Consider the following 21206-nt stretch of genomic DNA (forward strand, 5'->3'; position numbering starts at 1 on the left):
GGACGCTTGGATGTATGACCAGCACCAAGGGTTTTATAACCACTACGGGCAAGGATATGAGCAGGAAGATGTCCGACAGGAAGAAGGAGAAGTTGAGTACGTAGTCAATTATGATCCATTTGTTTTTGAAACAGCGCAATCTGTGATTGGAAGCAAGCTTGTCTTTCAGACAACACAGGGAAGTGTCCGGGGAACGCTGATTGACGCGAAACCCGATCATGTAGTCGTTGAGCAGGAAGGCGGAACATTTTTTATCCGCATTCAGGAGATCGTCTGGATATTAGTGCAAAATAAAGAGTAGAAAAGATGTGAAGGTGCTTGAGCGGGGATTCCCTGTTCAGGCATCTTTTTATGGTGGTTAGATGTGCTGTTTCTATGGAATTGTAGTGCTGGATTAAGGAAGCCTATGGTTACGTTGAATCGGAATAGTAAGGTTTCGAGGGTCCGGAATTTAACTGTATATAAATTAAGGGTTGCAAAAACAGGGTGTATATTGTTATTTTATTATATAGGCAAACACTTATATATTAGGAGGATCCTTCATGTCTGAGGTTATGATAGCAAGTCTTATTTTTATCCTTACATTAACCCTTGTGATCTGGCAGCCAAAAGGGCTGTCAATCGGCTGGTCAGCGTCCATCGGGGCAGTTCTGGCCCTGATCGCAGGCGTGGTAAGCCTGACTGATGTAGTAGAAGTAACCGGGATCGTCTGGAACGCCACGCTTACATTTATCGCCATTATTATTATCTCATTAATTCTTGATGAGATTGGTTTCTTTGAATGGTCAGCTCTGCATATGGCCAGAGTAGCTGACGGCAACGGTGTGAAAATGTTTGTTTATGTTTCTTTACTTGGAGCAGTGGTAGCCGCCTTCTTCGCCAATGACGGTGCGGCACTTATACTTACTCCCATCGTCCTCGCGATGGTGCGGGCACTTAAATTTAAAGAGGCAATGATTTTGCCGTTTATTATGGCAAGCGGGTTTATTGCAGATACGACCTCACTCCCTTTAATCGTTAGTAACCTTGTTAATATCGTTTCTGCGGACTTCTTCGGAATTGGTTTTGTGGAATATGCCATGTATATGATCGTGCCGAACTTCTTTGCTCTCGGTGCAAGTATATTGGTTTTGTATTTGTACTTCAGGAAAAACATTCCGAAACATTATGAAATGTCCATGCTGAAAGAGCCGAAAGAGGCAATCAAGGATCCGAAAATGTTTCGTCTATCCTGGTACGTTCTCGGTCTGCTTCTTGTGGGATACTTTGTGAGTGAGTTCATCTATATCAGCGGACCGTTTTCAGGTGATGAGATGACGTTTCCTGTTTCCTTTGTAGCAGGAATTATTGCTATTTTCTTCCTTATCATGGCGCTCAGAAGTCCTGCTGTAAATACGGGCACGGTAATGAAAGGTGCACCTTGGGCCATTGTGGTCTTCTCCATCGGAATGTACGTTGTAGTGTACGGACTGCGGAATGTAGGACTTACAGAAGTGCTGGCAGGTGTTCTGGAGGGGGCTGCGGATAACGGTATGTTCGTTGCAACCATTTCCATGGGCTTTATTGCTGCGATTCTGTCTTCGGTTATGAACAATATGCCGACTGTCATGATTAACGCTCTGGCCATCCAGGATGCGAGCGTAACGGGGCCGATGCGTGATGCACTGATCTATGCAAACATTATCGGGTCTGATCTGGGGCCGAAAATCACACCGATCGGGTCTTTGGCTACACTACTCTGGCTTCATGTATTGTCACTAAAAGGTGTAAAGATTTCGTGGGGATATTACTTTAAAGTAGGGGTTATTCTCACTGTACCGACCCTGTTTATTACCCTTGTCGGGTTGTATTTATGGTTGCTCGTTATCGGCGGGTAGTCTGGACAGGTTCGTCGAATTATGTCGTCTTCTCTTTAAACACTTCAAAATTCTCCATAAATGGCCGTGAATTCTTCATATATGGCTGAGGACTCTGCATAAACAGCCGAAAGTTCTTCTTAAATCTTTAATAGTTCTCCATAAAAAAACCGAACCGCCAAAAAGGGGTTCGGTTTTTTCATTACAGACGGAATTCCTGCGTGCAAACCGAGAATAGCGGCTGCCTGGTGCATCATCACGCATAAAATGACACCTTACTCCCCGTTCGGGCCTTCGTCGGCAGTTTCAAGTTCAATGGCTTCACCTGAAGCGGGATTTACAAAGTAAAACAATTCTTCTCCCCCTGCTTCCACACTGTGCACATAATAACGGGTCACAAAAACGCTCGGACGCTCATTTCCGGTGAACGAACTTGTGAACACCTCCAATGGTCTTGCTTCTTCACCATGTTCTTCCGAAAGGCGCTCAACGAGCTGCTCTTCGGAAGCTGTATAGCTGTTGCCTGGGAAAATGACAACCAAAAAGACGATCGACGTGGCACAAAGGACAGCGGTAGACACGGCGTGCCGCTGTTCAAAGGTTTTTTTATAAAGTTCAAACCCCGAAAGCCCGAGGATGCAAAGCCCCATTGTAATAATAATCGGCTGGTTTACAACCCCTGCGAAATACGATTGATTTATCCAGACGGCAACAGCAATAAAAAGAAGGCTGAAAAGAGCGACGGCACTGTAAAAAATCGTACCTTTTGTTTTATTCATGACTAAGGATCCTCCAACAACTATTCTGATAGTTCGTATTGATCAAGATGGACGAATGTAATGCCTGCTTCCTGTAACTGGGGAACTGCCTGCTTTACTCCTTCGGCAGTTCCTGAAGAGGGCTGGTTCATATGTAAGAGAGGAATGGAACCGGCTCTGCTCGATAGAAGAGCTTCCTCTACCCCAGAAGCAGAAAAAGTAGCTCCCGCATCTCCTAAAACATCGTAGTTAACAACCGTAAGCCCCAGATTTTCAACAATCTCTACAGCTTTTTCGTCATAGTGTGCGGTTCCCGACCTGAAGTATCGCGGAGCCTGGCCTGTCATTTCCAGGATTCGCTCCTGGTTTAACATGACCTCATCAATGACTTCCTCAGGAGACGCCGTGCCATTAATTCCCCAGGCACCATTACCGTTCACTGAAAGAGGGAGGTGTTCGCTTCCGTGATTTTCGATGCGAAATAACGGATCTTCAGCTAACTCGAGAAATATCTCTTCATTTTCATCAATCCAACGAAGATTAATGAAAAGAGTAGCAGGAATTTCATGTTCGCGCAGGAAAGTAATGAGGGAGTGATCATACGAGCTTCCGAAAGGACCTCCACATGCATCAAAGGTGAGGGCAATCACGTCTTCATCTGTATCCAGGCGGTTTTTCACACCACTTACATTCTCTCCCCATTCAAGGGGGGAAGAAAGGCTTACATTGCGGTAGTGATCTCTGACTTCTTCAACACGGTCGACATTCTCTGTTTCCGGGGAGCTGTAAAAAAGAGGAGTGAAGCTTCGTTGTTTGTGATCGTGGATCACAAAATGGCGTTCATATTCATTAAAAAAATAAATGCCGACGGTCAAACCGACGAGCAGAAAAGAAACAGCAACAATCCCCTTTTTCATGACCAGACCCCCTGTTTCTGTAGCTCTTCATAGTGTAACAGAAGTCCTGATTCGATAAAAGAAAACCGGGAAAAGGGAGTGAAAATAGTGGACCCATCAGTTGTATCAAAAGAATATACAGAACTTCAGCAACTGCTCACAGATGTTCAGAAGAGACAAAAAGCGATTCTGGCAAAAGAGTGGCGGTCAGAGGTGAAAGCAGAGAGTATTGATAAGGAATTTCCAATTATCCCTCAGTTAGAGGAAACACCAATGACAATCCCTGCATACGCCTTTTCTCTGGAAAGTACCATCGAAGCAGTAAAGACATACTCAGCCGAGTTTGCAGATGACCTTGATCGCTGTAAAAAACTGCTCGGTGATGAGACAGTGTTAAGGTGGTTGAAAGAAGCTCTTCGATACAATACAAACTACTTTCAAACGTTTGCGGAAGAACACCGGATTTCAGCGTGGTTTCCTCATTACATTGCGGAACAGGCGCTGCGTCCGTTTCTGCAGCTCATTGCCGAACGATCCCAATCGTTTGCAGATGAAATGAATGTAGGAGGAGCCTGTCCGTGCTGTGCTGAACCAGTCCGGTTGAAAAAAGGCGATATGTTTCTTTGTCCCCGCTGTGAGGCTTTATGGAAGGTAAAAAGGAAGGCTTGCGCCCACTGTGGCGAGGAAGAATCGAGTGCTGTCTACCGGGTAACTGTGCAGGAAGAGAAGCACTCGGAGCTGGAAGTGTGCGACAGCTGCAAAAATTATGTGAAGGTCATTATTGATGTTACTGAAAATAATGCGGCCATGCTGGATCTTCTCACCCTGCATCTTGATTATATCGCTCAGGAGGAAGGATACGGTGAAGTGTAAATGAATGATAATGTAACGGGCATCATTCTCGCAGGCGGGGAGTCATCCAGAATGGGAATGAATAAAGCACTGCTGAATGTTGGCGGGAAGAAAACGATTGAACGGATCAGGAATATAATGGCGCCTTTATGCGAGGAAGTAATGGTTGTATCTGATGAGTCCGCCCTTTATCATTTCCTGCAAGTTCCGATAACGAACGACATATTTCCCGGGAAAGGTCCTCTTGCCGGCATACATGCAGGACTTAGTGCAAGTAAAAATGAGTGGAATCTCGTAGCGGCATGCGATATGCCTTTGATCGACCAGGCTGTCATAAAGGTTTTAGCTGCAGAGGCAAATGAACACCCGGAGGCAGATGTCATTCTCCCTGCACCAGCAGGAAAAGATCAGCCTTTATGTGCTGTGTATAATAAAAGAAGCCTGTCTGTGATCAGTGAAGCTCTTAAAAATAATGAACTAAAGTTACAGCAAGTCTTTTCACAGCTTCAAGTAGCAAAAGTAACAGAAGAACAGGCAAGGGGATATGGTTTATCGGGGTGGGGGCGGAGTTTTTATAACATGAATTACCCTGAAGAATACGATTATATTTGCAAAATACTGGCTGACGGCGATTTCTGAGTCAGCCTTTTTATATTTTTTTAACCAAAAACTCTCCTCTCATAAAAAGCTTATTGTTTTTGCATACTAACACAAGATGTGCATGAGCAGGAGGGCTTTGGTAATGGAGGAGAAAAAGACATGGGACTTAATATCAATAGCATCGATCCCATTAGTGATGACCCTGGGAAATTCGATGCTCATTCCTGTTCTGCCTACAATGGAAAAAGAAATGAACGTCTCGGCTTTTCAGGTAAGTATGATTATTACGGTGTACTCTGTAGTGGCAATTATTCTCATTCCTATTGCCGGATTTTTATCTGATCAGTATGGACGAAAACGAATTATTATCCCAAGCCTTGTGATTGCAGCTTTGGGAGGGGCGGTTTCAGGATGGGCTGCCTGGCAGCTGCCTGATCCGTATGCCGTTATCCTCATCGGACGTTTTTTACAGGGCGTAGGAGCCGCCGGTGCCGCTCCGATCGTCATGCCGCTCATTGGTGACATTTTTAAGAAAGAGCAGGATGTAAGCAATGGTCTCGGTGTGATTGAAACATCCAATACGTTCGGAAAGGTGCTTAGTCCGATTCTTGGTGCTGCCCTGGCAACGGTAATATGGTACTTGCCTTTCTTAGCTTTTCCCGTCTTTTGTCTTGTGTCAGTGGCACTGATGACATTTCTTGTAAAGACGCCGAAAACAAAGGAGAAGCCTCCTTTATTTAAAGATTTTCTTACTTCAGTAAAGAAGATTTTTCACAATGAAGGACCGTGGCTTTATGCAATATTTGCGATTGGGTGCATCTGCATGTTTGTGATCTTTGGAGTTCTGTTTTATTTATCCACCATCCTTGAGCAAGAGCATGCTATTAAGGGGGTTAAAAAAGGAATTGTTCTTGCGATTCCTCTGGCAGCCCTGTGTTTGTCATCCTATGTAACAGGGAAGTTAATTGGAAAAGAGAAAAGTGTCATGAAATGGACGACCTTTGCAGGACTGATCCTTCTCACGCTTTGTAATGTCTGGGTGGTTTTCAGTAAAGATATTTACGTTCTTTTAAGTGCCATGTTTGCCAGCGGAATTGGCATTGGTGTTGCTCTGCCGAGTATGGATGCCCTTGTAACAGAAGGGATAGCTAAAAGTGAGAGGGGAACAATCTCATCAATCTATTCGAGTATGCGGTTTGTAGGGATAGCCCTGGCCCCGCCTGTGATCGCTATTCTCATGAAAGGATCACACCCTGTACTCTTTGCGGTTCTCGCCGGAGTTTCATTAATTGGCGCTGTGCTGACAATTATTCTGATTCGGCCAGATAAAAAAACTTATGCAGAATAATAGACAGTGACCCTGTGATTTCATACAATAACGATAAACGTCGGAAATTGTAAGACAGTCAGTGCCGACGAATCATCTGGGAGTGATGATAGTGGGCAACATTCATACCTTTAAAGATTATTATAATAATGAAGTTGAGTTTTCAACAGAGGACCATCCTTTTTCCCATCAACCGAAAAACGTCTGGGTTGTATCCCGGTTTCGCGGAAACTGGCTGTTAACGATTCATCCGTCGCGGGGACTCGAGTTTCCGGGAGGGAAAGTCGAAGAAGGCGAAGAGGCTGTGGCTGCAGCAAAGCGGGAAGTATTTGAAGAGACCGGGGGCATCGTTAAGAACATTCATTATGTAGGGCAATACCGTGTCAAAGGCAAAAAAGAAACGGTCATTAAAAATGTTTATTATGCTGTTGTGGATGACCTTGTGACCCGGAGCAATTATCATGAAACAAAAGGCCCGAAGCTTTTAAAGACCCTTCCCGACAATGTCCGTTCCAACCATGAATACAGCTTTATTATGAAAGACAATGTCTTATCATTGAGTTTGGATGAAGTGAAAAAACGTTTCATTACAGCGATATAATTTGAAAATCCCCTGCAGGCATGATGCTCCAGGGGATTTTTCTGTTTATGAAGGTGGTCAATACTCTGGTTTTGAGCGAAGGTTTATTTGATATTTATAGTGATTTTCAGGATAAAACGAAATTTATCAGGAAAAGTGTTCTATTGGGGATAAAACACTCATTTATCAGGAAAAACAGTCCCTTGATCCCCCTCAAAAGAGTTAACCTCTGTATTTTAACAGCTTACGTTCGAGCAGCTCTACAAGCTGGTACATGCCTGTTGCGAGTACGGCAATGATTAGAAGGCTGAGCATAACCATCGTAAAGTTAAACACCTGGAATCCGTAGATAATCATGTACCCGAGTCCTTGCTTTGAAACGAGGAATTCTCCTACAATAACCCCTACCCACGCAAGCCCTACATTTACTTTAAGGGTGGAGATGATCGTTGGAAAGCAGGCCGGGAGAATGACAGAAAAGAATGATTTTCTTTTCGAAGCTCCAAAAGAACGGATCACTTTCAGGTAATTTTCATCCACTTCCTTAAACGCATTGTAAACGACAAGGGTGGTTATGATTACCGAGATGAGTGCTCCCATGGCAATGATGGAAGAGAATCCCGGGCCGAGACCTACAATTAAAATGGGCCCGAGAGCGACCTTCGGCATGGAATTAAGCACCACAAGGTAAGGGTCCATTACCTTTGAGATAAAGCGGGACCACCAGAGAGTGGCAGCCATGGCAGTTCCCATCGCCGTCCCCAGGATAAACCCAAGAACGGTTTCAAACAAGGTCACAGAAGAATGAACAAAGATCGAGCCATCCTGAATGCGGACTAAAAGTAAATTCCACACTCTGGACGGAGAGCTGAAAAGCAGGGGGTCCAGAATGCGTTGACTCGTGAGAAACTCCCAGGATACGAAAAACAATATGAGGATGGAAAGCTGGGTGAGACGGACCCAGCGTTTTTCCCGTTTCAGGCCCTGGACGTAGGCGCTATGAAGTTCTTTCGTTTTCAAAGGACTCCAGCTCCTTCCAAATATCCTGAAACAAGTCGTTGAAACCCGCCGTGTTTCTCGCTTCAAAAGGCTCCAGACCTTTCATTTCATCAGGCACTTTAAAAATACGGTGGATCGTTGCAGGGCGTTTTGACAGCATAACAATTCTGTCACTCATGGCGATAGCTTCGCCGATATCATGAGTAACGAGAATGGCGGTTTTCTCGTGCTCTTTAATTGTTGTATGGACAAGGTTTTCAAGCTTTAATTTAGTCTGGTAATCGAGGGCGGAAAACGGCTCATCGAGTAACAGCAGCTTAGGCTGGGTAGCGAGCATACGCACAAGGGCAACACGCTGACGCATCCCCCCTGAAAGCTGGGAAGGGAAATCATCTTTAAACTCCCCAAGGCCCATTTCATGGAGTAAATGAAGGGCGTGACACTCGGTCTCTTTCGTAAGAAGTCCCATCGTCTTTAACCCGAGGGTTATGTTGCTTTTTATTGACAGCCAGGGAAATAAATAGTCCTGCTGAAGCATATAGCCCGTATCCGGAGTTGGCTTTGTAATGAGTTTTCCGTCAAGGTTAATGGTACCGGCTGTCGGCTTTAACAGCCCGGAGATCATGGACAGAAGGGTCGTTTTCCCGCACCCGCTGGGACCGATCACGGAAACGAACTCGCCCTTCGTAATATCGAGGTTAACAGCCGAAATAGCTTCAGTCACGCTCGTTTTTGAAAAATAGGTTTTTTCTACGTTTTGAATTTGCAGAAATGCCACGTTCACCACCCTTTCAACAGCGGTACTTATTCTATACGGTCAGCAAAATCTGTGTTTACTAATGTTTCATACTCTACCTGAGCCGGCAGTTCACCTGCTTCATCCATAATTGCCTGAAGGTGATACCACGCCTCTTCCTTTAAAAGTGGTGACTGGGCATAGGACCCTTGGCTTCGGTACCGCTCCACAACACTTTCAATGACCTCCAGGGAAGTATCGTCAAAGAACGGCTGGATAGATTCAGCTACAACGCTCGCAGGCTGCTCATGAACCCATTGCTGTGCTTTTGCAATGGCCCGTGTAAACCTTTCTACTGTATCATCGTTCTTTTCAAGGTAGCTTTCCTTAGCCATAAAAACGGTGTATGGGACCTCGCCAGACTGGGTACCGAAAGAATCTACGATATATCCGATCCCCTCCTGTTCAAACAGTGTAGCCTGTGGTTCAAACAGCTGGACATAATCACCTGTACCGCTGGCAAAGGCGGAAGCAATGTTACCAAAGTCAATGTTCTGGATCAGGTTTAAATCGGTTCTCGGGTTAATGCCGTTGTCTTTTAGCACATACTCTCCAACCATCTGAGGCATTCCACCCCGGCGCTGGCCGAGGAACGTGGATCCTTTAAGGTCATCCCATGTGAAGTCCTCGACTTTTTCACGTGAAACTAAAAAGGTACCATCTGTCTTGGTCAGCTGTGCAAAATTGATGGCTGGGTCATTGGCGCCCTGGGCGTAAACATATATTGATGTTTCTGCCCCTACAAGGGCGATATCGGCTCCGTCGGAGAGAAGGGTTGTCATCGTCTGGTCACCGCCCCACGTTGTGGTTAAGTCAACCTCGAGACCCTCTTCTTCAAAAAAGCCTTCGGAAATAGCGACATACTGCGGCGCGTAAAAGATCGACCGGGTCACTTCGGCTACCCGTACTTTGTCTGATTTCCCCCACGAACATGCCGCAATTGAAGCTAAAAGCAGCATGGATAATAAAAGCAAACTCGTTTTTTTCCACACACTCATCTATTGGTCCTCCTAAATGAAAATGGGTATTCGCTGATGGGATAGTGTATGTACGGAGGTGCCCGGGTGTGAGTGAGAGGGAGAGTGGAGTAAACATTTTGACAGAAGCAGAAAAAAACCGCTTTTCCATAAGAGAAAGCGGTCTGTGTATTACTTTTGAAAGGCTTCAATACCAAAGACAAAATGAAGCAGTAAAAAAACGATGAGCATCATGGCCAGTCCGAGAAAAAGTCCTTTAAACGCTTCCTGTACATGGCCTGTAAACTTTGGTTCTTTTGCAGGTTTCACGGTTAATGCTCCTTTTCGATGTGATTAATAAATAGTATGGACAAGTTTTCCAAAAAATACGTTCGCCAATAAAAAAACCGCCTGGGTATGCCCCCGGGCGGTTTCTAATCAGATTACTTTGTCTTTGGTCCTGCGTTACGGATCTCATCGCTCACGTCATCAAACTTTGTAAAGTTGGACTCAAATTTAGCTGCCAGTTCCTGTGCTTTGCGGTCATAGGCGTCTTTATCCATCCATGTGCGGCGTGGAATCAAGACATCATCAGGAACTCCCGGGCAGTGAGTAGGGATGTGAAGACCGAAGTGAGGATCGGTTTCTGTTTCCACACTGGCCAGTTCTCCCTGAAGTGCAGCCTGAACCATTGCCCTTGTGTACGGCAGGTTCATACGTTCTCCAATACCATAAGGCCCCCCTGACCAGCCGGTGTTAACGAGGTAAACCTCTACGTCATGCTGGTTAATCCGATCACCGAGCATTTCGGCGTAACGGTTCGCCGGCAGTGGGAGAAATGGTGCCCCGAAGCAGGTAGAGAACGTTGCCGTAGGCTCTGTAATTCCCCGTTCTGTTCCAGCGAGCTTACTCGTATAACCGGACAGGAAATGATACATTGCCTGTTCCTTCGTAAGCTTGCTGATCGGCGGCAGGACGCCAAAGGCATCAGCGGTCAGGAAAATAATCGTATTCGGGTGACTCGCAACGCTTGGAACCATCGCATTTGGAATGGCTTCAAGAGGGTATGCCGCCCGTGTGTTTTCTGTATATGAGACATCATCGTAGTCCGGTTCTCTTGAATCGTCATCAACCACAACGTTTTCAAGAACAGAACCAAAACGGATTGCATTAAAGATCTGCGGTTCTTTTTCCTCGCTCAAATTCACGCACTTGGCATAGCAGCCGCCTTCGATGTTAAAGACCCCGTTAGGAGACCATCCGTGCTCATCATCCCCGATCAAATTGCGATTCGTGTCTGCTGAGAGTGTTGTTTTACCCGTTCCGGAAAGTCCGAAGAAAAGAGCCACATCGCCTTCGCGTCCGACGTTTGCCGAGCAGTGCATGGAGAAGATATCCTTTTCAGGCAGCAGGTAGTTCATAATGGAGAAGATGGATTTCTTCATCTCTCCTGCATACTCCGTACCACCGATAAGAACGGTTCGTTTTTCAAAAGAGACGATAATAAACGTTTCGGAATTTGTCCCATCCACCTCCGGATCGGCTTTAAATCCGGGAGCAGAAACGATAGTGAACTCAGGAATGAAGTTCTCCAGTTCGTTTTTTTCAGGGCGGATAAACAGCTGCTTGGCGAAAAGGTTATGCCAGGCAAATTCATTTACAATACGGATTGGCAGACGGTACTGTTTATCGGCACCTGCGTAGGCATCGCGGACGAAAAGTTCATCTTTCTGTCCGAGGTAGTCAAGAACTTTTACGTAAAGGCTTTCAAAAACGTCTGATTGAATAGGCTGGTTTACAGGACCCCAGTCCACTTTGTCCTGTACAGAACGTTCACTTACGATAAATTTATCTTTTGGCGAGCGGCCTGTATATTTACCAGTGGTTGCCCTGAAGGCACCAGTAGCCGTAATTAATCCTTCATTACGCTCAAGCGCTTTCTCCATTAAACGTGCAGCAGGGAGGTCCTTATAAACGTGATGTCCTTTAATGATGCGCTCTAATTCTGTTTCAAACTGAAGTGTACTCATCTTCACACCAAACCTTTCTTAATTAGACGTTATGTTTAAACGTAATTATGAGTCATTATGTTGTAATTAGTATAACACATTGATTTTAATAGTCTATACTATTTATAAAGAAAACGTGCTGTTTTTTTAAAATTAAGGTCATGTTTCATGTGCTTATAATAAAGAAGGGAAAGAGTATTTGATCTTGGCTTACTATTGTATGTAGGCGGGGAAATGAGTTGCCTGCAGATTCCGCTGTTTTCCAATGTGTATGTAAAGAAGTTTTGTTGACAGTGTCAGGCAAATCGGTTATTATGGCATACGAACGGATACTCTTATCCCGAGTTGGCGGAGGGACAGGCCCGAAGAAGCCCAGCAACCATCACCACCTGACTACATACTGGTGAACGGTGCTAACCTGCAAGACTTGTGTCTTGAAGATAAGAGGGTAAAGGCGAATGGATCAAACCTTTTCCTCGATCGGGAAAAGGTTTTTTTAGTGACTTTGAGTCAGCTTGGATCATGAATGGATCTGAGTATTCTGCCGGGAGAATGAGTACCGTCACTACAATACACATATCCTATTATTGAAATAGGTCGAGGAGGTACATGCAGTGGCAGAGAAAAGAAGACGTTTATTTACATCAGAATCAGTAACAGAAGGACATCCGGACAAAATTTGTGACCAGATTTCCGATGCCATATTAGATGAAATTATGAAGAGTGACCCAAACGCACGAGTAGCATGTGAGACTTCGGTGAATACAGGTCTTGTTCTTGTAGCTGGGGAGATCTCTACTTCCACATATGTTGATATTCCGAAAGTCGTACGTGAAACGGTCAAAGAGATCGGCTACACTCGTGCAAAATACGGCTTTGACTACGAAACATGTGCGGTTCTTACGTCCATTGACGAGCAGAGTGCTGACATTGCCCAGGGGGTTGACCAGGCACTGGAAGCCCGTGAAGGACAAATGTCCGACAATGAAATTGAAGCGATCGGTGCAGGAGACCAGGGGTTAATGTTCGGCTATGCTGATAACCAGACTCCGGAGCTTATGCCTCTTCCGATTTCTTTGTCCCATAAATTATCCCGCCGCCTGAGTGAAGTACGTAAAGATGGTACGTTATCGTACCTGCGCCCGGACGGAAAAACACAGGTAACAGTGGAGTATGATGAAAACGGACAGCCGGCACACATTGATACGATCGTTATTTCCACTCAGCACCACCCGGAAGTAACCCTTGATACAATCAAAGAAGACCTGAAGAAGCATGTCATTGCTCCGGTCGTTCCGGAAAACCTGATCGATGAAAAAACGAAGTACTTTATTAACCCGACCGGCCGTTTCGTAATCGGCGGTCCTCAAGGGGACGCTGGTCTTACAGGACGTAAGATCATTGTTGATACGTACGGAGGATATGCCCGCCACGGTGGTGGAGCATTCTCAGGTAAGGATGCAACAAAAGTAGACCGCTCTGCGGCATATGCTGCTCGTTACGTAGCGAAGAACCTTGTTGCTGCAGGCCTTGCTGACCGCTGTGAAGTTCAGCTTGCTTATGCCATTGGTGTAGCACAGCCGGTATCCATTGCCATTGATACATTCGATACTGGAAAAGTAAGCGAAGATGTGATGGTTGACGTGATCCGTGAAAACTTCGACCTTCGACCTGCAGGCATTATTAAAATGCTTGATCTGCGCCGTCCAATATACAAGCAGACAGCTGCATACGGACACTTTGGACGTACCGACGTAGATCTTCCGTGGGAGCGTACAGATAAAGCTGATACACTGAAAGAACAGGCTTTTGCTAAAGAAGGAAAGTAAAACGGTATAGCAGAACCCCCGATGAGCGATTGATATGCTCCCCTAAAGGTAGACAGATGAAATACACAAAATCTGTTTATCTTTGGGGGAGTTTTTGTGTATAAAAATAACTTTACGGCATTAGAAAAACTTTCGAAGAACTACAAAAGGACATTGAAGACTACATACATACATACATACATACATACATACATACATACATACATACATACATACATACATACATACATACATACATACATACATACATACATACATACATACATACATACATACATACATACATACATACGTACATACATACGTACATACATTTCTACAACCATGATCGTTACCAGGAAAAATTAAACGGCCTCAGTCCCTGTGAATACAGAGCTAAGGCCGCTTAATTCATTTTTATTTATTTCCGCTGTCTACTTGACGGGGTGCTGTTCATTTTTGGCATTTAGAAAAAGTTAAGCAGATGGCGGACTAGCCTGATTTATCGACCACTATTTGAATTTATCGAGCTTATTGGTCATATATCGATCTTTAAAGAGGATATATCGACCGTTCGACACCATTCCCCCTCTCGAAGGAACACTCAAGCCAGCTTCTGCTTCGTTTTCCTATAAGTTGCCTCTTCGTAATGTGCAACTAGATTTGAGAAAATACCGTCCCACGACTGGGAGCGAGCGTAGGCTCTGGCACGGACACCCATGAGCCGGCGGGTGGCAGGTGACAGGAGAAGCTGTTCCGTTGCTTCTGAAAAAGAGCGGACATTTTTTACTTCGCATATGCATCCCGTCACATTATGCTGGACAATCTCCTGAACCCCGCCGGCTTTTGCCACAATTGCCGGTGTTCCGGAAGCAAGAGACTCGAGGACGACATTCCCAAACGTTTCGGAGGATGATGGAAAGACAAAAAGATCCGCTGTGGCATAGGCTTCAGCCAGTGAATCTCCGTCCAGGTAACCGGTAAATAAAATATCATCTGGATGACGCTTCTTCATTTCATCAAGCATCGGACCTTCACCGACGACTACCCACTGGGTGTCGGATTTTAATAAGGGGTTCATCTGATCAATCATTTGGCTCAGCACATCCACGTCTTTTTCCGGTGCTACCCGACCCACGTAAAGAAGAATGTTCTTTTTTGTGATCTTAAATCTTTCCCGGAAAGATCCTGTATTTTTATCTGGGGTAAAACGGTCGCAGTCTACGCCCCGCGGCCAGAGTTCAAGGTGTTCAAATCCTTTTCTCTGAAGGTGATTCCTCGTTTCTCTGGAGGGGACGAAGATTTTTTTCGCATCTTCATGAAACCAGAGCTGGTAACGCCATATCCAGGGCATCACAAACCCAAGCTTGTAATAGTCGAGGTAGTAGTCAAAGTGAGTATGATAGGAGGCAACGAAGGGGACTGCATTTTTCCTGGCATAGCGCAGTCCGCAAAGGCCCATGTTAAACGGAGTGGCAATGTGGATGAGGTCGGGACTGAAGGCATGGAGCTGCTGATTGATTGTGATGAGGTTTGGAAAGGCAAGGCGGCATTCCGGATATAAAAAGAAAGGCAGACTTGCAAATCGGTGAATATTCCCGTTAAAAAGGGGCTCTTTTTTTACACTTTCAGGCACAAACACTTCATGCTGAATCTGGTGCCTTTCGAAGTAATGAACAAGTAGCTGGAGTGTCTTGGCAACGCCGTTTACCTGTGGTGTGAACGTGTCGGTAAATAATGCGATTTTCATTTTCTGATATCCTCCATTCTCATTTCAAATCCAAAAGACCATCCACAGCTGATAAAAAACAAAGGCTGTGCCAACACCCAGGGCAGCACCGGCTATCACATCGGAAGGATAGTGCAGTCCGATCGATATTCTTGAAATAGCGACAATTAAAGCGAGCGGGAGTAAAATCAATATCAATCCCGGAAAATAGAGCATATACGGTGTAATTAAACTGAAGATCGCGGTTGTGTGACCGGAAGGAAAAGAAGAATCCTGTAACGGGTTGCGAATGACGTATGAATCCCCGATAACCAGATACGGACGGGCCCGCTTGAATCCTTTTTTAAAGACTGTCACGACCAGATGACTGATGAGGAGGGCCAGTGCCGATTGAACAGCGGCAGCCTTCCACTCTGGAGAGGAAACCATCAGCAGCAAAAGAGCGATGCTCACGGTTATGGCTGCCCCACCAAGGTGAGTGAGAATTCCCATACTCATGTGATACGGAGTCGTTTCTTTGCAGCGGTTAATGGCTTTAAACAGCAACCTGTCAGTTGAAAAAATCCATTCCAAAGATTTTACCAACACAATTCCTCCCTGTAATTGTCTTTACTTCAAGCATACTAGGAAAATATTAAGATAGAGTAAGGTAAGTATGAAGGTTTTGCTAAGAAAAAAGAACAGGATGCAAAAGGAGGCTAAATGCCTTTTTTGCATCCTGTTCGATAGGGAGGATTCCTGAACATATCCAGAATTCCTGAATCCACATCGGGATTCCTTAATAAAAAACTGAATTCAGCAACGGAACGTCTTAATAGAAAGATGACTTCTACTCCTCACCTTCAATCACACCTTTATAATAATGGCCTTTCTCTACATATTCCCGGCGGATCCGGGCCATATCCTTTATGTCTTCTTCTGTCAGCTCACGTACAACCTTTGCGGGACTTCCGAGAGCCAGGGTGCCGGGAGGGATTTTTTTACCCGGAGGTACGAGGCTGCCGGCACCGACGAATGCCCCTTCTCCTATTTCCGCCCGGTCAAGGATGGTTGCACCCATCCCAATCAGGGCTTCTTTTTTAACTTTACAGCTATGTAAAATACACTGGTGCCCGACAGTCACACCATCTTCCAATACAAGAGGGTTATCCGGACTCTGGTGAAGGGTACTGTTATCCTGGATGTTTACGCCTTCGCCAATGTAAGTGGGGGCTACGTCTCCCCGGATTACAGTATTAAACCAGATGCTTGCGTCTTTTTTTACATGAACATCACCGGTGATAACGACACCGTCGGCTAGAAAAACAGACTCGTCAATAACAGGTGTATGATTTTTATAAGGATAGATTTTCATCATCAAACTCCTCTCAACTTTTGAGGCCACTGAAAAAGTACAGCCCAACTTTTTCAGTGCCTTCACTTTTGAATGTGCTTTCATTTTACCAGAATAAAAGAGGTGATGCTTGACGCCTGAGGAGCCTAAAGGGGAATATAATAGTAAGTAAGAAAGGGTGAAACACGATGTGGAAATGGGAAGTGAAGGATAAAGAGGCAAAAGGCGTATTCGTCGTTGTTCATGGAGCAGGGGAATACCATGTGCGCTACGAATGGGTTGTCCGGCGGCTCAATGACTTCGGGTACCATGTAATTATGGGTGACCTTCCCGGGCAGGGGACGACCACCGGAAGACGCGGACATGTAAACAGCTTTGATGATTATTTTAAGGCGGTTATTCCATGGATGAAAGAAGCGAAAAAGTATGATCTGCCGGTAATACAGCTTGGTCACAGTATGGGAGGACTTATTTCCCTTCTTGTTCAAAAGGAAGTGACGTCTTCCCTGAGACCGGATATACTTGTTTTATCCTCCCCTTGTCTCGGCCTGGCCAACATTCCACCTTTGTATAAAAGGGCAATCTCAAAATCTCTTACCCGGTTGTTGCCGACTGTTTCTCTTCCTTCCGGGCTGGCACCGGGGTCGGGGACGCGGGATGAATGGATGCGCGCGAGAGATTTGAAGGATGCCATGCTTGTTAAGAATGTAAGCGCCCGCTATTATGCAGAACTGGTAAAAGCGATTAAGCGTGCCCATGACGAATCAGATGCATTTCCAAACCTTCCTCTTTTTGTGATGCAGGGGGGAGAAGACCTGATCGTGAATAAAGAAGAAGTAAAGCGTTGGTTCAATAAACTGGATATTGAAGATAAAGCTTACCGGGAATGGCCTGATTTTTATCATGAGGTATTAAATGAACCTGGAAAAGAAGATGTTTTTCTCCATATGCTGGCATTTGTCACTGTCCGTTTGCACATGCTATAGATAGGAAAAGTAAAATTGGAGGGATAGCTGTGACAGTACCAACCCGTTCATGGACACTGCTGTATCAGGTTTACACGAAAGTTCTTCCGGTTGTGAGAGAACAACTGAAGGAGTGGAGGGAGTTCGCAGAAGGAATTCCGGATCCGGAATTAAGGTCTCAGGCTTTGATGGGCATTGATGAAAAGGCATTTCATTGTAAAGGAGGCGCTGTTTACGGACTTCTCGCCGGTAAAAACAGGGTGGAAGCGATCCGTTTTATCGTAGCGTATCAGTTGATCAGTGACTATCTTGATAATTTATGTGACCGGAGTACGTCTTTGGATCCAGAGGACTTTACGGCACTTCATGAAAGTATGCCTGATGCCCTGATCCCGGGAGCAAAACCTCGTGATTACTACCGTTTTCGAAAGGAGAAAGAGGACGGGGGTTACCTTCAATCCCTGGTTAGAACATGTCAGGAAGCAGCACAGACCTTTCCGGCCTATCATGCTGTTAAAAAGGCGAATGTTGAACTTGCTTCTTTATATAGAGATTTGCAGGTGCACAAGCACGTGACACCGGCTGAGCGAGTGCCACGGCTGGAAGCGTGGTTTGCGAGCCACCGGAGCACAGTCCCGGAAATGAGCTGGTATGAGTTTTCTGCCTGTGCAGGATCGACTCTCGGCATATTCTGCTTAACCTCCTATGCGGGGGGAAACAGACAATTAACTCCAGTTGAGGTGGAGCACATTAAGGAAGGTTACTTCCCGTGGATGCAGGGGCTTCATATCATGCTTGATTACTATATTGATCAGGAAGAAGATGAACGGGAAGGGGATCTGAACTTTTGCAGCTATTACGAGAGCGAGAGTGAAATGATAAACCGGCTTGGTGAATTTTACAGGCAAGCGGGAAACGGCATTGAATTTCTCCCGGATGAACGGTTTCATCGTTTTATCAGAAAAGGCCTTATCGCCATTTACCTGGCCGATGATAAGGTGAAAAAAGACCGGATTTTCCGTCAAAAAAGCAGGCAGATCCTTAAACACGGCGGAATGGAGAGCTTGTTTTTTTACATGAACAACTGGATGTACCGGCAAAAAGCAACACGTGACTGAAATGAGGGATTGGAATGGGTAGAGGTTGACGATATTTTTTTCCGTCGTATTACCAGTAATCTGTGTATTTGCCATCGGCTTTGCCGTACAAAAGTGGCAGAAGCTTGATATCAGGCCGTTGTCAACCGTAGCCATCTACGTGATGACACCGGCTTTGGTTTTTAAGACGTTCTACGAAGCGGATGTGGACATGCAGTATGTGTACATGGTTGTGTTTTCCATGGCTTTGTTATTTGCACTGATTATTCTGAATAAAATTTATACCCGGCTGATGAAATATTCTTCTTCACTTGAGAGTGGACTTATCCTCTCAACCGCCTTTATGAATGCGGGGAATTATGGAGCGCCTATTATTCTATTTGCATATGGGGAAGCAGGCTTTGCTTATGCGGTTTCGTTTCTCGTTTTTCAATCGATCATCATGAACTTCTTTGGCGTTTATTACGCTGCCCGGGGCGGGACAGGGATGAAGACGGCTCTCACTGCAGTGTTTCGGATGCCTGCTACCTATGCTGTTGTTGCAGCAGTGATTTTGAAAGGGATGGATCTTCAAATCCCGGAAAATGGGATGCAGACTATTGACATTATCTCTGCCGCAACGATTCCGACGGTAATGATTATTCTGGGTATGCAGCTGGCAAACATTAAGTGGGGGAACTTTGAGTGGGGGAAAATCAGCTACGGGGTCATTGTCCGGCTGTTTATTTCTCCCCTGATTGCGTGGGGAATTACGTTTCTCATGCCAATGGACCCGCTTCTTGCTAAAGTACTGATTGTTTCTGCTGCCATGCCTTCAGCTGCGACCATTGTGATTTATGCGGTTCAGTTTGATGCAAAGCCGAAACTCGTGTCCGGTGTTACATTTATCTCTACTATTTTGAGCGTAGTGACGCTCACATTGTTGCTTATGATTTTAGGGTAAAAAAGCAAGCATCCCTGGTGGATGCTTGCTTTTTACGTTGATTGAAGTTTATTCATCGACTTGTGGCGGTTCTTGATTGACTATGAAATTGTCCATCGAGTTGTCCGTTTTATTGATCGACTTTGAAAATTGTTCATTGACTTGCACAAGTTATTCATCGACTTGATCAAGCTCTTTTTTCAATAGCCACAATAAACGGCGGGTTGTTTCGCTGGTTGGTAAACCGGTATTCAAGAACGTGTGCTTCTTCCTGTGGAATGGCGCGAACGTAGTCAAGAAGAGCATCACGTTCTATTTTACCCTCCTCATGTCCGTGATAGACGACGAGCACAATAACACCTCCGGGAGCCAGGGCAGAAAAGAGACTTTCAACTGCACGGATTGTTGACGAAGGGGTGGTGGTCACCGATTTATCACTTCCCGGAAGGTAGCCGAGGTTAAAAACAGCACCATGGACGAGGGCTGGCTCTCCCAGATAGTTCAACACGTGCTCGTGACTGTCTTTTATCAGGCTGACCCTGTCTTTAAGGTTTAGCTTTGTGGCTGCTTTAAGACGCTTCCCGGTTGAATCGATGGCTGCGTCCTGAATATCAAAACTGAAAACGCGGCCTGTTTCGCCCACAAGCTTGGCGAGAAAAAGAGTATCGTGACCGTTTCCTGCTGTAGCATCGACTGCTGTCCCCCCGTCGGGAACCGCTTTTTCCAGAAGGAGGCGTGTAAAGGGAAGAACGCCTTCTAACGTTTTCATTTTACAACCGCCTCCTTGTAGTGTTTCCCCTGCCAGCTGTTCCTCCGCTTCATCTCTGAATCTATGCCATTCAGAACTGCCCATTTATTCAGACTCCACATCGGTCCGATCATGAGTTCTGACGGTCCGTCCCCCGTTAAGCGGTGAACGATCATACTTGGAGGGATGACTTCAAGCTGGTCGCACACGAGGGAGATGTATTCTTCGAGACTCATAAACTCTACCATGCCTTTTTCGTATTGTTTTACCATAGGTGTGCGTTTCAGCAGATGCAGTAAGTGAATTTTTATCCCTTGAACGTCCAGCTTGGCTACTTCTCTGGCTGTATCAATCATCATGTCGTAGTTTTCCAGAGGGAGCCCGTTAATAATGTGGGAGCATACACGGATGCCGTGTTTTCGCAGTTTATTCACACCGTCTACATAACATTGGAAATCGTGTGCACGGTTAATGAGCAAGCCTGTCCGGTCGTGAGCTGTTTGAAGACCGAGTTCAACCCACAGATAGGTTCTCTCATTAAGTTCTGCGAGATACTCCACCACATCATCGGGAAGACAGTCCGGCCGGGTGGCGATGGCGAGGCCGACGACACCTTCCTGCTCCAGGATAACTTCATACATTTCCCGGAGTTCTTCTACTGGTGCATACGTATTGGTGTATGCCTGGAAGTACCCGATGTACTTTCCGCTTTTCCACTTCGTATGCATACGTTCTTTGATTGTAGTAAACTGCGTGACCAAGTCGTCTTTACGGTCTCCGGCAAAGTCACCGGAGCCCCGTTCGCTGCAGAAGGTACATCCTCCGCTTGCCACGTTTCCATCACGGTTGGGGCAGTCAAATCCGGCATCCAGAGGTACTTTGAAGATTTTTTCCCCAAACTCCTGACGCAGGTGGTGGTTCCATGTGTAGTATCGTTTATCTCCATACAGGAGAGGTGTTTCGTTTGTCACCGTC

At 45.5% G+C, this 21206-nt stretch carries 22 protein-coding genes, 1 pseudogene and 1 riboswitch; of the genes and pseudogenes, 11 read left to right on the forward strand and 12 right to left on the reverse strand.

Features of this window, described 5'->3' with window-relative positions:
- Positions 1 to 10: 10 nt before the first annotated feature.
- Positions 11 to 301 (forward strand): YuzF family protein, encoded by a 291-nt coding sequence (locus JSY36_RS11305; RefSeq protein WP_205166497.1) that lies wholly within the window; start codon positions 11 to 13, stop codon positions 299 to 301.
- A gap of 241 nt (positions 302 to 542) precedes the next feature.
- On the forward strand, positions 543 to 1877 hold the full coding sequence (locus JSY36_RS11310) for an arsenic transporter (RefSeq protein ID WP_205166498.1): 1335 nt from the start codon (positions 543 to 545) through the stop codon (positions 1875 to 1877).
- Positions 1878 to 2131: 254 nt separating this feature from the next.
- Here JSY36_RS11310 and JSY36_RS11315 read toward each other — a convergent pair whose 3' ends face one another.
- Both JSY36_RS11315 and JSY36_RS11320 read right to left on the reverse strand, forming a co-directional pair.
- Positions 2132 to 2635, reverse strand: coding sequence for a hypothetical protein (locus tag JSY36_RS11315; protein WP_205166499.1), 504 nt, complete (start codon positions 2633 to 2635; stop codon positions 2132 to 2134).
- 20 nt (positions 2636 to 2655) lie between these two features.
- Complete coding sequence (locus JSY36_RS11320) at positions 2656 to 3531, reverse strand: polysaccharide deacetylase family protein (protein ID WP_205166500.1); 876 nt, start codon at positions 3529 to 3531, stop codon at positions 2656 to 2658.
- Between the two features lie 87 nt (positions 3532 to 3618).
- Here JSY36_RS11320 and JSY36_RS11325 point away from each other — a divergent pair, with 87 nt between their 5' ends.
- The 4 genes from JSY36_RS11325 to ytkD all read left to right on the forward strand — a co-directional run bounded on the left by JSY36_RS11325 (position 3619) and on the right by ytkD (position 6890).
- On the forward strand, positions 3619 to 4383 hold the full coding sequence (locus JSY36_RS11325) for a formate dehydrogenase accessory protein FdhE domain-containing protein (RefSeq protein WP_205166501.1): 765 nt from the start codon (positions 3619 to 3621) through the stop codon (positions 4381 to 4383).
- The gene (gene mobA / locus JSY36_RS11330) at positions 4384 to 5001 is read left to right on the forward strand and encodes a molybdenum cofactor guanylyltransferase (protein ID WP_205166502.1); all 618 of its coding nucleotides are present in this window, start codon (positions 4384 to 4386) and stop codon (positions 4999 to 5001) included.
- A 103-nt stretch (positions 5002 to 5104) separates the two neighbouring features.
- The gene (locus tag JSY36_RS11335; protein ID WP_205166503.1) at positions 5105 to 6310 is read left to right on the forward strand and encodes a bacillibactin exporter BcbE; all 1206 of its coding nucleotides are present in this window, start codon (positions 5105 to 5107) and stop codon (positions 6308 to 6310) included.
- Positions 6311 to 6395: 85 nt separating this feature from the next.
- Positions 6396 to 6890: an RNA deprotection pyrophosphohydrolase gene (ytkD, locus tag JSY36_RS11340; RefSeq protein WP_122898227.1), complete on the forward strand. Its 495-nt coding sequence runs from the start codon at positions 6396 to 6398 to the stop codon at positions 6888 to 6890.
- A gap of 201 nt (positions 6891 to 7091) precedes the next feature.
- On the opposite strand, the gene JSY36_RS11345 is transcribed toward ytkD, so the two are convergent.
- The 5 genes from JSY36_RS11345 to pckA all read right to left on the reverse strand — a co-directional run bounded on the left by JSY36_RS11345 (position 7092) and on the right by pckA (position 11650).
- Positions 7092 to 7889, reverse strand: coding sequence for an ABC transporter permease (locus JSY36_RS11345; RefSeq protein ID WP_122898225.1), 798 nt, complete (start codon positions 7887 to 7889; stop codon positions 7092 to 7094).
- Positions 7867 to 8646, reverse strand: coding sequence for an ABC transporter ATP-binding protein (locus tag JSY36_RS11350; protein ID WP_122898223.1), 780 nt, complete (start codon positions 8644 to 8646; stop codon positions 7867 to 7869). Before JSY36_RS11350 ends, JSY36_RS11345 begins: the two co-directional genes overlap by 23 nt.
- 26 nt (positions 8647 to 8672) lie before the next feature.
- On the reverse strand, positions 8673 to 9662 hold the full coding sequence (locus JSY36_RS11355; protein WP_122898221.1) for an ABC transporter substrate-binding protein: 990 nt from the start codon (positions 9660 to 9662) through the stop codon (positions 8673 to 8675).
- A gap of 150 nt (positions 9663 to 9812) precedes the next feature.
- Entirely contained in the window at positions 9813 to 9950 is a 138-nt protein-coding gene (locus tag JSY36_RS11360) for a hypothetical protein (protein ID WP_183163818.1), read from the reverse strand.
- 113 nt (positions 9951 to 10063) lie between these two features.
- Entirely contained in the window at positions 10064 to 11650 is a 1587-nt protein-coding gene (gene pckA / locus JSY36_RS11365) for a phosphoenolpyruvate carboxykinase (ATP) (protein WP_122898219.1), read from the reverse strand.
- A gap of 311 nt (positions 11651 to 11961) precedes the next feature.
- Positions 11962 to 12076: riboswitch (SAM riboswitch) on the forward strand.
- Between the two features lie 167 nt (positions 12077 to 12243).
- On the opposite strand from pckA, the gene metK reads away from it, so the two are divergent.
- Positions 12244 to 13458 carry a methionine adenosyltransferase gene (gene metK, locus JSY36_RS11370; protein ID WP_205166504.1) on the forward strand — a complete coding sequence of 405 codons (1215 nt, stop codon included), beginning with the start codon at positions 12244 to 12246 and terminating at the stop codon, positions 13456 to 13458.
- 287 nt (positions 13459 to 13745) lie between these two features.
- Positions 13746 to 13847, forward strand: a pseudogene (locus JSY36_RS11375) (IS3 family transposase); the annotation flags it as partial.
- A 194-nt stretch (positions 13848 to 14041) separates the two neighbouring features.
- Here the strand turns inward: JSY36_RS11375 and JSY36_RS11380 are convergent.
- From JSY36_RS11380 to JSY36_RS11390, 3 genes are all read right to left on the reverse strand, one after another.
- Entirely contained in the window at positions 14042 to 15187 is a 1146-nt protein-coding gene (locus JSY36_RS11380) for a glycosyltransferase family 4 protein (RefSeq protein ID WP_205166505.1), read from the reverse strand.
- A gap of 24 nt (positions 15188 to 15211) precedes the next feature.
- Positions 15212 to 15751 carry a phosphatase PAP2 family protein gene (locus JSY36_RS11385; RefSeq protein ID WP_205166506.1) on the reverse strand — a complete coding sequence of 180 codons (540 nt, stop codon included), beginning with the start codon at positions 15749 to 15751 and terminating at the stop codon, positions 15212 to 15214.
- 244 nt (positions 15752 to 15995) lie between these two features.
- Positions 15996 to 16523 carry a gamma carbonic anhydrase gene (locus JSY36_RS11390; protein WP_205166507.1) on the reverse strand — a complete coding sequence of 176 codons (528 nt, stop codon included), beginning with the start codon at positions 16521 to 16523 and terminating at the stop codon, positions 15996 to 15998.
- A gap of 164 nt (positions 16524 to 16687) precedes the next feature.
- Here JSY36_RS11390 and JSY36_RS11395 point away from each other — a divergent pair, with 164 nt between their 5' ends.
- Genes JSY36_RS11395 through JSY36_RS11405 form a run of 3 tightly spaced genes read left to right on the forward strand, consistent with a single transcriptional unit; the run spans position 16688 to position 19504 of the window.
- Positions 16688 to 17485: an alpha/beta fold hydrolase gene (locus tag JSY36_RS11395; RefSeq protein ID WP_205166508.1), complete on the forward strand. Its 798-nt coding sequence runs from the start codon at positions 16688 to 16690 to the stop codon at positions 17483 to 17485.
- A 29-nt stretch (positions 17486 to 17514) separates the two neighbouring features.
- Entirely contained in the window at positions 17515 to 18582 is a 1068-nt protein-coding gene (locus tag JSY36_RS11400) for a DUF2600 family protein (RefSeq protein WP_205166509.1), read from the forward strand.
- A gap of 25 nt (positions 18583 to 18607) precedes the next feature.
- Positions 18608 to 19504: an AEC family transporter gene (locus JSY36_RS11405; protein ID WP_205166510.1), complete on the forward strand. Its 897-nt coding sequence runs from the start codon at positions 18608 to 18610 to the stop codon at positions 19502 to 19504.
- A gap of 166 nt (positions 19505 to 19670) precedes the next feature.
- Here JSY36_RS11405 and mnmM read toward each other — a convergent pair whose 3' ends face one another.
- On the reverse strand, positions 19671 to 20252 hold the full coding sequence (gene mnmM, locus JSY36_RS11410) for a tRNA 5-(aminomethyl)-2-thiouridylate-methyltransferase MnmM (protein ID WP_205166511.1): 582 nt from the start codon (positions 20250 to 20252) through the stop codon (positions 19671 to 19673).
- Positions 20249 to 21202 carry a tRNA modification radical SAM protein MnmL/YtqA gene (mnmL, locus tag JSY36_RS11415; protein WP_205166512.1) on the reverse strand — a complete coding sequence of 318 codons (954 nt, stop codon included), beginning with the start codon at positions 21200 to 21202 and terminating at the stop codon, positions 20249 to 20251. Before mnmL ends, mnmM begins: the two co-directional genes overlap by 4 nt.
- Positions 21203 to 21206: the final 4 nt, after the last annotated feature.

Origin of the sequence: Alteribacter salitolerans, from assembly GCF_016901055.1 — a bacterium.
GTDB classification, from domain to species: Bacteria; Bacillota; Bacilli; order Bacillales; family Salisediminibacteriaceae; genus Alteribacter; species Alteribacter keqinensis.